Origin of the sequence: Nonomuraea sp. NPDC049624 (assembly GCF_040675255.1) — a bacterium.
In the GTDB taxonomy this organism is placed as follows: domain Bacteria; phylum Actinomycetota; class Actinomycetes; order Streptosporangiales; family Streptosporangiaceae; genus Nonomuraea.
Genome location: NZ_JBFAOR010000006.1, coordinates 167,679 through 180,962 on the forward strand (window position 1 = coordinate 167,679; position 13,284 = coordinate 180,962).

A 13,284-nucleotide genomic window follows, 5' to 3' on the forward strand; every position below is an offset into this window, starting at 1 on the left:
CTATCTATGTCCCTATCACGACCGATCATCTCCTTATTCCCACAGGTAGGCTTGGCGGGGTGACTCACGCTCGTGGCGAACGCACCGCGCTCTGCGACCTGTTCGACCGGCTCGGCCCCGACGCGCCCACCCTGTGCGAGGGGTGGACCACCTACGACCTGGCCGCCCACCTCGTGCTGCGCGAGCGCCGGCCGGACGCCATGGGCGGCATCGCGATCAGCGCGCTGGCGGGCTACACCGCCTCGGTCCAGAACGGCCTGAAGGCCAGACACCCCTACCCCGAGCTGGTGGGCATCGTGCGGCGGCCCGGCGGCGTCTACGGGCTGCTGCCCTTCCTGGACACCGCGGTCAACACCCTGGAGTTCTTCGTCCACCACGAGGACGTGCGCCGCGCCCAGCCCGGATGGGAGCCGCGCGAGCTGCCGGCCGACCTCGACGAGCTCATCTGGAAGCGGGTGTCGGCGGGCGCCCGGCTCATGCTGCGCCGCTCGCCGGTGCGCCTGGTGCTGCGCCGCGCGGGAGGCGGTGCGGCGGGCGGCGGTGCGGCAGGCGGCGGGGTGGCGCTCGGCGGGGCGCGGGAGGGCGCCAAGGTTCAGGTCACCGGCACGGCCCAGGAGCTGCTGCTGTTCTGCTTCGGCCGGCAGGAGCACGCCAGGGTGGAGCTGACCGGCGACGACGCGGCGGTGAGCCGGGCAACCGAAGCCCGGCTCGGATTCTGACCGAAACCCTCGGCCCAGAAACCCCTCGTCTTAAACCTCCAGCCCGTACGATGGCACAGGAAAGAAGCCCCCCGGTTAGGATCTTGGACATCTTCACAGAAGATGACCGTGATCGCCCAGATCCGGGTATATACGGCTGGGAATGGACTGCAGGAGGCCCCCCATGCAGGTCAAGAAGGTGGCTACGTACGTTCTGGTGGCGTTCGTGGTCTTCTACCTGTTCACCCGGCCGGCCCAGGCGGCGGCCGCGGTCAACGGCGTGTTTGACGGAATTGTCCAAGGAGCCAACCAATTGGCGGTCTTCTTTACGAATGTTCTGACCTGATGTTCGCGTTCTGTCCGCGCTAGGTGCTTCCACGCGCTGACAGATCGTGTTACGCAGGCAGGATGAGAGATCGCCCCAGCGGCAACAAGATCAATCAGCTCGATCCGCAGGCCCGGCGCGTCCTCGAACGGGCAGAGCTTGAGGGCATCGAGCTGATCCGTTTCCTGTACGCCGACCACGGTGGCGTGGTCCGTGGCAAGGCGGCGTCCCGGTCCCGGTTGGCCGAACGGCTCAACTCGGGCATCGGGCACACGGTGGCCATGATGGCGATGAACATGCTCGACCAGCTCCAGGAGGTCGAGCACCTGGGTCCGGTGGGCGAGGTTCGCATTGTCCCCGACCCGGCCACGTTCGTCCCGTTGCCCCATGCGCCGGGCGCCGCCGCGATGCTGTCGGACCTGCGCCGGCCCGACGGCTCACCGTGGGAGGCCTGCGCCCGCACGTTCCTCAAGGACGCCGTGGCGGAGCTGGCCGGCGACGGCTACCGGATCGAGGCGGCCTTCGAGCCCGAGTTCACGCTCGGCCGCCGCCTGCCCGACCCCAATGGCGGCCCCGACCGGCTGGTGCCGCTCGACGACTCTCTCTGCTATGCCGGCACGGGCTTCGACACCGCGCACGACTACACGATCAAGCTCATGCGCGCACTGGAGACCCAGGGCCTGCGCGTCGAGCACTACCACCCCGAGCTCGGCCCCGGCCAGCAGGAGCTGTCGGTGCGCCACGCGCCCGCGCTGCGCGCCGCCGACAACCACGTGCTCTACCGGGAGACCGTGCGCGGCGTGGCGATGCGCATGTCGATGTGGGCCTCGCTGGCCCCCAAGCCCCTGGCCGACCAGGCCGGCAACGGCGCCCACCTGCACCTGTCGCTGTGGCGCGACACCCAGAACCTGTTCGCCGAGGACGGCGCGGAACGCGCGCACTTCATCGGCGGCCTGCTCGCCCACCTGCCCGGCCTGACCGCCCTGACCTGCGGCAGCGTCAACAGCTTCCGCCGGCTCGCACCCCGCATGTGGTCCAGCGCCTACGCGGTCTACGGCCCCGACAACCGGGAGGCGGCCGTGCGCGTGTGCTCGCCGCTGGGCGAGAGCGGCGAGCCGAACCTGGAGCTGAAGCCGTCGGACTCCTCGGCCAACCCGTACCTGTCGCTCGGCGCGGTCATCCACGCAGGGCTCGACGGCGTCCGCCGCAAGCTCGACCCGGGCGAGGCCGTGGACATCGATCCCGACACCATGCCGGACCGCTACCCCCGCCTGCCCGGCTCCCTGGAGGAGGCGCTCGACGCGCTGGAGGCCGACGAGGTGCTCATGGAGGCGCTCGGGCCGTTGCGGCGCAGGGCGTACCTGGCGGTCAAACGTTCGGAGGCGGCCGCGTTCGCCGCCAAGGACGCCTCCTACGAGCTCTTCCACCACATGCGCGTGTTCTGACCGCCTGCCGGCCCCAGCGCCGCCGACCCCGCGCGGGCGGGGCCGGCGAGCGGCCTCAACGGACCGGGGACCGCAACCGACCGGGCGGCCCCAGCGGACCGGGTGACCTCGAGAACGGACCGGGCGGCCCCAGCGGACCGGGTGACCTCGAGAACGGACCGGGCGGCCCCAGCGGACCGGGTGACCTCGAGAACGGATCGGGTGCTCTCAGCGGACCGGGTGGCCCGCCATCCGCAGCGTCTCCTTGACGTCGCCGATCTTCAGCGTGCCGAAGTGGAACACGCTGGCGGCCAGCACGGCGTCGGCCCCGGCCGCGATCGCCGGCGGGAAGTCCTCCAGCCGGCCGGCCCCGCCGCTGGCGATCACCGGCACCCGCACCGCGGCGCGCACCGCGTGCAGCAGCTCCAGGTCGTAGCCGTCGAGGGTGCCGTCGCCGTCCATGGAGTTGAGCAGGATCTCGCCGACGCCCAGCTCCTCGCCGCGCGCCGACCACTCCACCGCGTCGATGCCGGTGCCGCGCCGGCCGCCGTGGGTGGTGACCTCGAACCCGCTGGGCATGCCCGGCGCCCGGCGGGCGTCGACCGACAGCACCACGCACTGCGCGCCGAACCGCCGCGACGCCTCGGTCAGCAGCTCGGGCCTGGCGATGGCCGCGGTGTTCAAGGACACCTTGTCGGCCCCGGCCCGCAGCAGCCGGTTGACGTCGTCGACCGCGCGCACGCCGCCGCCCACGGTGAGCGGGATGAACACCTGCTCGGCGGTCCTGCGCACCACGTCGAGCATGGTCTCCCGCTCGCCCGAGGAGGCGGTGATGTCGAGGAAGGTCAGCTCGTCGGCGCCCTCCTCGTCGTAGCGCCTGGCCAGCTCGACCGGATCTCCCGCGTCGCGCATGTTCTCGAAGTTGACGCCCTTGACGACCCGTCCGGCGTCGACGTCGAGACAGGGGATCACTCTTACCGCTACGGTCATGCTCGCAGTGCCTCGATTTCGATCTCGACCAGCATTCGAGGGTCCACCAGCCCGGCGACCCTCACTCCTGTGCAGGCGGGCCGCACGTGCCCGAAGACTTCGTAGATGGCCCGGCCGACGAGGTCGAAGTGGCGCTGCTCCACCACGTAGTAGCGGACCATGACGACGTCCTCGCGGGTCAGGCCGCCGACCTCGACGGCGTCGAGCGCGATGTCGATGGCGGTCAGGCTCTGCCGGTAGGCGTCGCCGACGTGGCGCACCTCGCCGTCGATCGTGGCCGTGCAGCCGGAGACGATCACGCGCTCGCCCACGACCACGGCGCGGGCGTAGCCGTACTTCTCCTCCCAGATGCCGCCCGAAAACACCCTCGGACCGGTGCTTTCCATGCTGACGCTCATTCCGCCCCCTCCCGGCGAAGCTAAACGCGTACCGCGGCCAGCGCGTCCTCAAGAGTGAACGCGTGAGCGTACAGGGCCCTGCCCACGATGGCTCCCTCCACTCCGTCCGGGACGAGAGAAGCCAGTGCCACCAGGTCGTCAAGACTGGACACGCCGCCACTGGCGATCACGGGCTTGTCGGTGTGTGCGCAGATCCGCCGGTAGAGGTCGAGGTTGGGACCCTGCAGCATGCCGTCCTTGGTCACGTCGGTGACGACGTAGCGGGGGCAGCCGTCGGCCTCCAGGCGGTCGAGCACCTCCCACAGGTCGCCGCCCTCCTTCGTCCAGCCGCGGGCGGCCAGCGTGGTGCCGCGCACGTCGAGGCCCACCGCGATCCGGTCGCCGTGCTCGGCGATGATCTTCCGGCACCAGTCGGGGTTCTCCAGGGCGGCGGTGCCGATGTTGACCCGGCGGCAGCCGGTGGCCAGGGCGGCGGCCAGCGACTCGTCGTCGCGGATGCCGCCGGACAGCTCGACCTTGACGTCGAGCTTGCCGATCACCTCGCTGATCAGCTCCTTGTTGGAGCCCCTGCCGAACGCGGCGTCGAGGTCGACCAGATGGATCCACTCGGCGCCCGCCTCCTGCCAGGCCAGCGCCGCGGCGAGCGGCTCGCCGAAGCCGGTCTCGGTCCCGGCCTCACCCTGGACGAGGCGTACGGCCTGGCCATCGGCGACGTCCACGGCGGGAAGCAATACGAGCGACATTCAGGTCCTCCGGTCGAAAGCGAGGGTCACGACAACAGGTGCGAGCAGCAGGGAGAAGACGAACACGGCGAGGCTCACCGCCGGCGAGCCCCAGACCAGCCACACGATCGCCTGCACGATCAGGAAGCCGAGCGCCACCGCGACGTTCTGGGCGCGATGGCGGCGGGCGATCAGGCCGCCCTGCCGGGCGAACCTCACCGGGCGCGGGATCAGGCGGGCGGTCAGGGCGCGGCGCCGGGCGCGGCGCGCCTGCCGCTCCTCGTTGAGCCGGATCGCGCGCGCCCGCCCGGCCTCCCGCTCGGCCCGCCGGCGCGCCCGCTCCTTGCTCATACCGTCTCTAGCCAGTTCCTCAGCAGGGCGGCTCCGGCGTCGCCGGACTTCTCCGGGTGGAACTGGGTGGCCATGAGCGGGCCGTTCTCGGCGGCGGCCACGAACTGCACGCCGTGCTCGGCCCAGGTGACCACGGGCGCGGCGAAACCGGGGTCGGCCGGCTGCAGCTCCCACTCGCGCACGCCGTAGGAGTGCACGAAGTAGAAACGGGTGTCGGCGTCGAGCCCGGCGAACAGCACGCTGTCAGCGGGCGCCTTGACCGTGTTCCACCCCATGTGCGGCAGCACGGGCGCCTCCAGCCGCTCGACCGTGCCCGGCCACTCGCCACAGCCCTCGGTCTCGACGCCGTGCTCGACGCCCCGCGCGAACAGGATCTGCATGCCGACGCAGATGCCCAGCACCGGACGCCCGCCGGCCAGCCGGCGGCCGATGACCCGGTCGCCGTGCACGCCCTTGAGCCCGGCCATGCAGGCCGCGAACGCGCCGACGCCCGGCACGACCAGCCCGTCGGCGTCGAGCGCCGCGTCGAAGTCGGCGGTCACGGTGACGTCCGCGCCCACCCTGGCCAGGGCCCGCTCGGCCGAGCGCAGGTTGCCCGAGCCGTAGTCGAGCACCACGATGTTCTTGCTCACCACCACAACACCCCCGCCGTGATCGCCATCGCCGCGCCGAGCGCGCAGCACGCCGCGCCCACCTTGAGCCCCTGCTTGGCCAGCGAGAACACGCCTCCGGCGAGGAACAGCCCGAGGAACACCATCACGCCCGCGATGAGGTTGTCGGTCATAGCACGCCCTTGGTGCTCGGCACGCCCGAGGCGCGCGGGTCGAGCTCGGACGCCTCGCGCATCGCCCTGGCCAGCGCCTTGAACTGGGCCTCGACGATGTGGTGGGCGTTGCGCCCGTACGGGACGTGCACGTGCAGGCAGATGGCCGCCTGGGCCACCAGCGACTCCAGGATGTGCCGGGTCATCGTCGTGTCGTAGTCGGGGCCGATCATCGGGGCCATGCCCGCGGGCTCGGTGTGCACGAGGTACGGCCGCCCGGACAGGTCGACCGTGACCTGGGCCAGCGACTCGTCCAGCGGGCACGACGCACTGCCGAACCGCCGGATGCCGGACTTGTCGCCCAGCGCCTGGCGGAAGGCCGCGCCCAGCGCGAGCGCGGTGTCCTCGATCGTGTGGTGGGAGTCGATGTGCAGGTCGCCCTCGGTCTTGACGGTCAGGTCGAACAGACCGTGCTTGCCGAGCTGGGCCAGCATGTGGTCGAAGAAGCCCACCCCGGTCGAGACGTCGACCAGCCCGGTGCCGTCGAGGCCCACCTCGACCAGCACCGAGGTCTCCTTCGTTGCCCGCTCCACGCGCCCTACGCGACTCACAGAACCTCCTCCATCGCGGCGCGGAAGGCCGCCATCTCCTCGCCGGTGCCGATCGACACACGCAGCCATTCTGGCGGGCCCACCTCGCGGATGAGCACACCGCGCGCCAGCAGCCCCTCCCACACCTTGCGCCGGTCGGGGAACCGCCCGAACAGCACGAAGTTGGCGTCGGAGTCGGCCACCGACAGCCCCTTGCCGCGCAGCCACGCGACCGTGGCGTCGCGCTCGGCGCGCAGCGCGTCGACCGTGCCGAGCAGCTCGGCGCGGTGGCGCAGCGCGACCCGGGCGGCCGTCTGGGTGAGCGTGGACAAGTGGTACGGCAGCCGCACCAGCAGCAGCGCCTGCACCACGGCCGGGTGCGCGGCCAGGTAGCCGAGGCGGGTGCCGGCCATGGCGAACGCCTTGGACATCGTGCGGGTGACGATCAGCCTCGGGTGGCGCGGCAGCAGCGTGAGCGCCGACGGAGTGCCCTGGCGGGCGAACTCGGCGTAGGCCTCGTCGATCACCACCACGCCCGGCGCGGCGGCCAGCACGGCCTCGATCGTCGACAGCGGCTGCGCGGTGCCGGTCGGGTTGTTGGGCGAGGCCAGGAAGACGATGTCGGGCCGGTGCTCCTCGATCGCCGCGACGGCCTTGCCGGGGTCGAGGGAGAAGTCGTCCTCGCGGACGGCGCTGATCCACTCGGTGCTGGTGCCGGTGGTGAGGATCGGGTGCATCGAGTACGACGGCTCGAACCCGATGGCGGTGCGCCCGTGGCCGCCGAAGGCCTGCAGGATCTGCTGGAGCACCTCGTTGGAGCCGTTGGCCGCCCACACCTGCTCGGGGCTCAGCCCGTGGCCCAGGTAGGCGGCCAGGTCGGCGCGCAGCTCGGTGGCGTCGCGGTCGGGGTAGCGGTTGAGCTCGCCCGCGTTCGCGGCCACGGCCCGCGCCAGGTCGGCGACCAGCGCGGGCGAGGGCGGATAGGGGTTCTCGTTGGTGTTGAGCCGGACCGGCACGTCGATCTGCGGCGCGCCGTAGGGCGAGCGGCCCTTCAGGTCGTCGCGGATCGGCAGGTCGGCGAGGGTCAGGTCGTCGGACGCGTTCACTCGGTCTCCGTGGGGACTCGCCAGTCGAAGCGGGCGCGGATCGCGGCGCCGTGCGCCGGCAGGTCTTCGGCGTCGGCCAGCACCGACACGTGGGCCGCCGCGCGGGCCAGCGCGTCGCGGGTGTAGTCGACGACGTGGATGCCACGCAGGAACGACTGCACCGACAGGCCGCTGGAGTGGCAGGCGCAGCCGCCGGTGGGCAGCACGTGGTTGGAACCGGCGAGGTAGTCGCCGAGCGAGACCGGCGCGTAGGTGCCGACGAAGATCGCTCCGGCGTTGCGGACGCGGGCCGCGACCTCGGCCGCGCCGGCGGTGTGGATCTCCAGGTGCTCGGCCGCGTACGCGTCGACGACCTTGATGCCGTCGTCGATCGAGGAGACCAGCACGATGCCCGACTGCCGGCCGCCCAGCGCCTCGGTGATGCGCTCGGAGTGGCGGGTGGCCGAGACCTGGCCCGGCAGCTCCTTCTCGACCGCCTCGGCCAGCTCGAGGCTGGTGGTGACCAGGACGGCGGCGGCGATCGTGTCGTGCTCGGCCTGGCTGATCAGGTCGGCGGCGACGTGCACCGGGTCGGCGGTCTCGTCGGCCAGGATGGCGATCTCGGTGGGGCCGGCCTCGGAGTCGATGCCGATGCGGCCCTTGAGCAGGCGCTTGGCGGCGGCGACCCAGATGTTGCCGGGGCCGGTCACCATGGTCGCGGGCGGGCACTCCTCGGTGCCGTAGGCGAACATGGCCACGGCCTGCGCCCCGCCCACGGAGTAGACCTCGTCGACGCCGAGCAGCGCGCACGCGGCCAGGATGGTGGGGTGGGGCAGCCCGCCGAACTCCTTCTGGGCCGGGCTGGTGACGGCCAGCGAGGCGACGCCCGCCTCCTGGGCCGGGACGACGTTCATGACCACGCTGGAGGGATAGACGGCACGGCCGCCGGGCACGTAGAGGCCCACGCGGTCGACCGGCACCCAGCGCTCGGTCACCGTGCCGCCGGGCACGACCTGCGTGGTGACGTCGGAGCGGCGCTGGTCGCGGTGGACCAGCCGGGCCCGCCTGATCGACTCCTCCAGCGCGGCCCTGACCCGGGGGTCGAGCTCGTCGAGCGCCCGCCGGACGGCGTCGGCGGGCACGCGGGCGGAGGCGATCTCGACACCGTCGAACCTGGCGGTCAGCTCCCGTACGGCTGCCGCCCCGCGATGGCGCACGTCGTCGCAGATGGGCCGCACCTTCTCCAGGGCGGCCTCGACGTCGAGCTCGGCGCGGGGCAGCACGTCGCGCAGGTCCGCAGGAAGGGAACCGCGCATGTCAATACGGGAAATCACCCTGACAGTCTACGGAGTCCGGGCCCCGCATCCGCTTCTGTCCAGAATGCGGGACGCAGGTTGGACACGTTACGGGGGCCGCGAGCGCGGCGTTCGCCGGACGCCGCGCTCGCGGCCGCCAGAGCCCCGGACCGGGCCAAGCCGGGGCCGAGTGGCCGTGGCCGCCACGGGGGCGCGGTCACGGCCGGGAGAATGGCCTGGCCCCCTCCTGCCCGGCCCGCCAGGTGTCTAACACCCTGCGGCAAAGAAAACTCTCGGTGAGTTAAAAATAATCTTGCGGCTGTTTGCCCCGCTCGGCGCGGCGTAGGCGGTTCATAACGCCTTTCTCATTACATGTCCATTATGTCCACTCGCCTACCCTGGGCGGCATGGGACAGTGGCGAGCCCCCGGCGGCATCCTGGTGGAGGCGATCATCCTCGATGATCGCCCACTGCTGCGCGTCTCCCACCGCGTCAACGGCCGGACGTACCTGCGCGGCTACTGCAAGACGGTCTCCGAACTCGACGAACACGGCGTGGACCTCGGCGAACTGGTGGAAGACAGCCCGCTTGACCATTTGTAGACCCCGGCCCGCCACTGTCGATCAACCCCCCGGGGTACGGCATGGTCCATGGTGGGGCTGCCGGCCTACGCGCCGATGATGGCCCAGCTGGGCACCCTGACCTCCGTCCAGGGCGAGGGCTGGGCCGTGGAGATGAAATGGGACGGCGTACGCGCCCTCGCCTACGTCGAAGGCGGCTCGGTGCGCCTGATGTCCCGTAACAACAAGGACATCACCCCCGCCTACCCCGAGCTGCAGCTCATGGCCGGCTCCACCGGCCGGCACGCGGCCGTGATCGACGGCGAGATCGTCGCCTTCGACGAGACCGGACGCCCCAGCTTCGCCGCCCTCCAGCCCCGCATGCACCAGCGCAACCCCGCCACCGTCGCCGAGCTCACCCGGGCGGTGCCGGTGACGTTCATGGCCTTCGACATCCTGCACCTCGACGCCGACAGCCTGATCGGCCGCCCCTACCGCGAACGCCGCGAACTGCTGGAGGGCACCCTGCGGCCCGGCTTCCGCTGGGAGGTGCCCGTGTGGTTCGCCGACCACGCCGACCGCGCCTTCGACTCCTCCCGGCAGCTCGGGCTCGAAGGGATCGTCTGCAAGCGGCTCGGCTCCCCCTACCGGCCCGGCCGGCGCAGCGGCGAATGGACCAAGGTCAAGAACGTCAGCGCCGCCGAGGTCGTCATCGGCGGCTGGCACCCCGGCGGCGGACGGCGGTCCGGCATGATCGGCTCGCTGCTGCTCGGCGCCTACGACCCGCGCGGCCGCCTGCTGTACGTCGGGCATGTCGGCACCGGGTTCACCCAGCAGATGCTGCGCGACCTCCAGGACCTCCTCGCCCCCCTGGAACGCCCCGGCCCGCCCTTCGACGAGCCCGTCCCGCGCGAGCACGCCCGCCACGCCCGCTGGGTCGAGCCCCGCGTCGTCGGCGAGGTCCAGTACGCCGAGGTCACCGGCGACGGCCGCCTGCGCCACCCCTCCTGGCGCGGCCTGCGGCCCGACCGCGAACCCGGCGAGGCGAGCACCGCCGAGTTCCTCGCCCCGGGGGACGCCGCGGCGGGCTGACCGGGCGCAGGACATGGCGCGACACGTCCCCTTCGGCCACGTTGAGCGATGAAGTCATGACTTACAGTGATCGGAATCGCTTCGGACCGCTCAAGAGGACATCGTGTCGAAGACTCTGGTCACCACGCTGGCCGCGTTCGCCGGCGTCTCGCTCGCCACCACACTCGCCACCGTGCTCACCACGGCGCTCACCACTGCGCTCACCATCGCGCCCGCCACCGCCCTCGTCGCCGCGCCCGCCACCGCCGAACCGCCGCCGCTCAAAGCGCCCGCCGCGCAGGGCTCTGTGCAGAGCCCTGCCCAGCGTCCCGCCCAGAGCCCCGCTCAGCGCTCTGCTCAGCGTCCCGCCCCGAGCCCTGCGCGGAGCCGGGACCGCAGCCCCGGCGCCGCGTCGTCGCCGCTCATGCGCCCGGGGCGCGCCACCCGCTACTGGACGCCCGGCAAACAGGCCAAGGCCAAGGCCGCCGCCCTCCCCCTCAGCACGACCGGCCACGACACGGCCGCCCAGAACGCCACCGACCACAACGCGGCCGACCCCGGCGCCACCGCCCAGAGCACCACTGCCCCCAGCACCCCCGGCCTCAGCACGGCCGGCCCCAGCACGGCCGACCCCAGCGCGGCCGAGCGGCGCAGCGTGCCGGGCGCCAAACGGCTCACCCCCGGCGGCGACGCCAACGGCTACGCCCCCGTGCGCCGGCCGTACACCGCCGACGGCACCAGCCGCGTCACCGGGCGCCTGTTCTTCGTCAACGCCACCGGCCGCGACGACTCCTGCAGCGCCTCCGTCGTCCGCTCGGCCAGCAGGCTGCTGGTCATCACCGCCGCCCACTGCGTCTACAGCAGCCCCGACGGCTCAGCGTCCGGCACCTGGCACACCAACTTCGCCTTCGTCCCCGCCTACGACGGCCGCGCCGCCACCGCCGCGCAGCGCGAGCCGTACGGCAGATGGGGCGGACGCCGCGCCTGGAAGCCCGACGCCTACACCGGACGCACCGGCGGCGACTGGAACTCCGTCTACGACGTCGCGCTCGTCGAGGTCGGCGGCCGCAACCGCACCCTGCAGGACACCGTCGGCGCCTTCACCCCCCTGCGCAACGAGGGCGGCCGCTTCACCATCGCCGCCCCCGGCTACCCCGGCGTGCTCGGCCGCCGGCCCTACGACGGCCGCGACCAGCTCTGGTGCCTCGGCCGCACCCAGCAGGCCCGCGGCGAGAACACCACCGGCGACCTGCTCGCCGCCCGGCTGGCCGGCGCCGCCGACCCGGCCGGACGGATGGAGACCTACAACTGCCACCTGGCCAAGGGCCACAGCGGCGGGCCGTGGGTCGTCCGCGGCAGCGACGACCTGGTCGGCGTGCTGTCGGCGGGCAAGGAGGACGGCGAGCCTGACGGCAACTCCGTCGCCACCGCGCTCAACGTGGAGGGCTACGGCGCGATCGTCCGCCAGGCCGACCCCAAGGGCGTCTACGACTCCCTCTCCCTCGACGCCGCCGGCCCCGGCGCGCCCGTCCGCCGCGGCGGCACCGCCACCGTCACCGCGACCGTCACCATGCGCGGGCTCATGGCCGCCGCCCAGGTGCCCGTCACCCTCACGCTCCCGACCGGCGCCACCCTGGCCTCCGTCGACGGCGCCACCTGCCGCCACGGCGACCACCGCGCCGAATGCGTGATCGACGTCATCCACCCCGGCCGGCCGGTCCGCATCTCCGCCAAGGTCGCCGTCGGCCGCGACGCCGACGCCGCCCTGCCGGTCACCATGCACGTCACCTCCACCCGCCTCGACCCCGCCCAGCGCGACAACTCCGCCGTCCTGCGCCTGCGCACCGCCGCCGGCTGAGCCAGGTCCTGCGCCTGCGCACCGCCACTGGCTGAGCCGGGTCCGGCGCCGGCTCCCGCAGCGTCCGCGCCAGCAGCCAGGCCAGCACCGGGAAGGCGATCAGGCAGGCCAGCGCCGTCCTGATCGAGGCGGCCTCGGCCACCGCGCCCACCAGCGGGCTGGTCAGGCCGCCCACGCTCACCGCCAGCCCCAGCGTGACGCCGCTCGCCGTGCCCACCCGGTTCGGCAGGAGATCCTGCCCCAGGGTCACGTGCAGCGAGAACGGGACGTACAGGGCGACCGACGACGCGGCGACGAAGACGTAGACCAGCGGGCCCGGCGCCAGCACCACCCCGGCCACCGCGGGCGCCGCCGCCGCGTACGCCGCCCGCATCGCCCGCACCCGCCCCCACCGGGCCGCCAGCCGGCCCCCCAGCACCGTGCCCGCCGCCCCGCCCGCGAACAGCACGAACAACGCCGCCGCGCCCGCCGCGCCGCCGCCCACGTACAGGGCCACGAACGCGCTCAGACCGACGTACACCACCGACCGGAAGACGATCACCGACGTCAGCCGGGCGAACCCCGGCCAGTCGTCACGGCCCGCCGCCCGCCCCGCCGGACGCGCCCCGCCCCGGCCGCCCGCCAGGGCCCGCACCGCCGGGAGCGTCAGCACCGCCCCCAGCACCGCCGGCCCGGCCAGCAGCGGCGAGGCCCCCAGCCCCCACGCCGACAACAGCGGCGTCACCAGCACCGGCGCCGAGGCGAACCCCAGAGTCCCGCCCAAGGAGAACCAGCTCATCCGCACATGGCCGCCCTCGCTGGCGATCCTGGCCAGCCGCGCCGACTCCGGATGGTAGGCCGCCACCCCCAGCCCGGACACCGCCGCCGCCAGCCACGTCACCGCGTACGACCCCGTCACCCCGGCGCACGCCACGCCCGCCCCCGCCACCACCGTGGCCGACGGGATCAGCCACGGCATCCGCCACCGGTCCGTCAGCAGCCCGAAGACCGGCTGCACGACCGACGACGACAACGTGGCCGCCAGCACGATCCCCGACACCGCCACATAGCCGTACCCCCGCCCCGACACCAGGAACGGCACCAGCGCGGGCACCGCGCCCTGGTAGAAGTCCACGCACGCGTGCCCCGCCGCCAGCGACCGGATCCTGTTCACG

General features: G+C 73.0%; 16 protein-coding genes. 6 read left to right on the forward strand and 10 right to left on the reverse strand.

The window, feature by feature from the left end; translation table 11 throughout:
* Positions 1-59: 59 nt before the first annotated feature.
* The 3 genes from AB0J76_RS25445 to AB0J76_RS25455 all read left to right on the forward strand — a co-directional run bounded on the left by AB0J76_RS25445 (position 60) and on the right by AB0J76_RS25455 (position 2,468).
* Entirely contained in the window at positions 60-719 is a 660-nt protein-coding gene (locus AB0J76_RS25445) for a TIGR03085 family metal-binding protein (RefSeq protein WP_352326357.1), read from the forward strand.
* Positions 720-882: 163 nt separating this feature from the next.
* Entirely contained in the window at positions 883-1,044 is a 162-nt protein-coding gene (locus AB0J76_RS25450) for a hypothetical protein (RefSeq protein WP_185844438.1), read from the forward strand.
* A gap of 62 nt (positions 1,045-1,106) precedes the next feature.
* Positions 1,107-2,468, forward strand: coding sequence for a glutamine synthetase family protein (locus AB0J76_RS25455; RefSeq protein ID WP_352326356.1), 1,362 nt, complete (start codon positions 1,107-1,109; stop codon positions 2,466-2,468).
* 207 nt (positions 2,469-2,675) lie between these two features.
* On the opposite strand, the gene hisF is transcribed toward AB0J76_RS25455, so the two are convergent.
* The 9 genes from hisF to hisD are packed head-to-tail and all read right to left on the reverse strand — an operon-like array spanning position 2,676 to position 8,680.
* Complete coding sequence (hisF, locus tag AB0J76_RS25460; RefSeq protein WP_352326355.1) at positions 2,676-3,437, reverse strand: imidazole glycerol phosphate synthase subunit HisF; 762 nt, start codon at positions 3,435-3,437, stop codon at positions 2,676-2,678.
* Entirely contained in the window at positions 3,434-3,823 is a 390-nt protein-coding gene (locus tag AB0J76_RS25465; protein ID WP_352326354.1) for a Rid family hydrolase, read from the reverse strand. Before AB0J76_RS25465 ends, hisF begins: the two co-directional genes overlap by 4 nt.
* 32 nt (positions 3,824-3,855) lie before the next feature.
* Positions 3,856-4,578 (reverse strand): bifunctional 1-(5-phosphoribosyl)-5-((5-phosphoribosylamino)methylideneamino)imidazole-4-carboxamide isomerase/phosphoribosylanthranilate isomerase PriA, encoded by a 723-nt coding sequence (gene priA, locus AB0J76_RS25470; RefSeq protein ID WP_352326353.1) that lies wholly within the window; start codon positions 4,576-4,578, stop codon positions 3,856-3,858.
* A complete protein-coding gene (locus AB0J76_RS25475) occupies positions 4,579-4,908 on the reverse strand; it encodes a hypothetical protein (protein ID WP_352326351.1) in 330 nt (109 codons plus the stop codon).
* Positions 4,905-5,540 (reverse strand): imidazole glycerol phosphate synthase subunit HisH, encoded by a 636-nt coding sequence (gene hisH / locus AB0J76_RS25480; RefSeq protein ID WP_352326350.1) that lies wholly within the window; start codon positions 5,538-5,540, stop codon positions 4,905-4,907. The genes AB0J76_RS25475 and hisH overlap by 4 nt, the downstream gene beginning before the upstream one ends.
* Entirely contained in the window at positions 5,537-5,692 is a 156-nt protein-coding gene (locus AB0J76_RS25485; RefSeq protein WP_352326349.1) for a hypothetical protein, read from the reverse strand. Before AB0J76_RS25485 ends, hisH begins: the two co-directional genes overlap by 4 nt.
* The gene (gene hisB, locus AB0J76_RS25490; RefSeq protein ID WP_352326348.1) at positions 5,689-6,282 is read right to left on the reverse strand and encodes an imidazoleglycerol-phosphate dehydratase HisB; all 594 of its coding nucleotides are present in this window, start codon (positions 6,280-6,282) and stop codon (positions 5,689-5,691) included. Before hisB ends, AB0J76_RS25485 begins: the two co-directional genes overlap by 4 nt.
* On the reverse strand, positions 6,279-7,367 hold the full coding sequence (locus AB0J76_RS25495) for a histidinol-phosphate transaminase (protein WP_352326346.1): 1,089 nt from the start codon (positions 7,365-7,367) through the stop codon (positions 6,279-6,281). The genes hisB and AB0J76_RS25495 overlap by 4 nt, the downstream gene beginning before the upstream one ends.
* Positions 7,364-8,680, reverse strand: coding sequence for a histidinol dehydrogenase (gene hisD / locus AB0J76_RS25500; protein WP_352326345.1), 1,317 nt, complete (start codon positions 8,678-8,680; stop codon positions 7,364-7,366). Before hisD ends, AB0J76_RS25495 begins: the two co-directional genes overlap by 4 nt.
* A gap of 368 nt (positions 8,681-9,048) precedes the next feature.
* On the opposite strand from hisD, the gene AB0J76_RS25505 reads away from it, so the two are divergent.
* From AB0J76_RS25505 to AB0J76_RS25515, 3 genes are all read left to right on the forward strand, one after another.
* Positions 9,049-9,243 (forward strand): hypothetical protein, encoded by a 195-nt coding sequence (locus tag AB0J76_RS25505; RefSeq protein WP_352329314.1) that lies wholly within the window; start codon positions 9,049-9,051, stop codon positions 9,241-9,243.
* Between the two features lie 48 nt (positions 9,244-9,291).
* Positions 9,292-10,293, forward strand: a complete 1,002-nt coding sequence (ligD, locus tag AB0J76_RS25510; RefSeq protein ID WP_352329315.1) for a non-homologous end-joining DNA ligase — start codon at positions 9,292-9,294, stop codon at positions 10,291-10,293.
* 103 nt (positions 10,294-10,396) lie between these two features.
* Positions 10,397-12,130, forward strand: coding sequence for a trypsin-like peptidase domain-containing protein (locus AB0J76_RS25515; protein ID WP_352329316.1), 1,734 nt, complete (start codon positions 10,397-10,399; stop codon positions 12,128-12,130).
* Here AB0J76_RS25515 and AB0J76_RS25520 read toward each other — a convergent pair.
* Positions 12,057-13,283: an MFS transporter gene (locus AB0J76_RS25520; protein WP_352329318.1), complete on the reverse strand. Its 1,227-nt coding sequence runs from the start codon at positions 13,281-13,283 to the stop codon at positions 12,057-12,059. The genes AB0J76_RS25515 and AB0J76_RS25520 overlap by 74 nt on opposite strands.
* Between the last annotated feature and the right edge of the window lies 1 nt (position 13,284).

Excerpts from the sequence above, each read along its gene's own strand:
- AB0J76_RS25485 (WP_352326349.1), bottom strand. The coding sequence starts at position 5,692 with ATGACCGACAACCTCATCGCGGGCGTGATGGTGTTCCTCGGGCTGTTC.
- AB0J76_RS25505 (WP_352329314.1), top strand. The coding sequence starts at position 9,049 with ATGGGACAGTGGCGAGCCCCCGGCGGCATCCTGGTGGAGGCGATCATC.
- hisF (WP_352326355.1), bottom strand. The coding sequence starts at position 3,437 with ATGACCGTAGCGGTAAGAGTGATCCCCTGTCTCGACGTCGACGCCGGA.
- AB0J76_RS25475 (WP_352326351.1), bottom strand. The coding sequence starts at position 4,908 with ATGAGCAAGGAGCGGGCGCGCCGGCGGGCCGAGCGGGAGGCCGGGCGG.
- priA (WP_352326353.1), bottom strand. The coding sequence starts at position 4,578 with ATGTCGCTCGTATTGCTTCCCGCCGTGGACGTCGCCGATGGCCAGGCC.
- AB0J76_RS25455 (WP_352326356.1), top strand. The coding sequence starts at position 1,107 with ATGAGAGATCGCCCCAGCGGCAACAAGATCAATCAGCTCGATCCGCAG.
- ligD (WP_352329315.1), top strand. The coding sequence starts at position 9,292 with ATGGTGGGGCTGCCGGCCTACGCGCCGATGATGGCCCAGCTGGGCACC.
- AB0J76_RS25450 (WP_185844438.1), top strand. The coding sequence starts at position 883 with ATGCAGGTCAAGAAGGTGGCTACGTACGTTCTGGTGGCGTTCGTGGTC.
- AB0J76_RS25465 (WP_352326354.1), bottom strand. The coding sequence starts at position 3,823 with ATGGAAAGCACCGGTCCGAGGGTGTTTTCGGGCGGCATCTGGGAGGAG.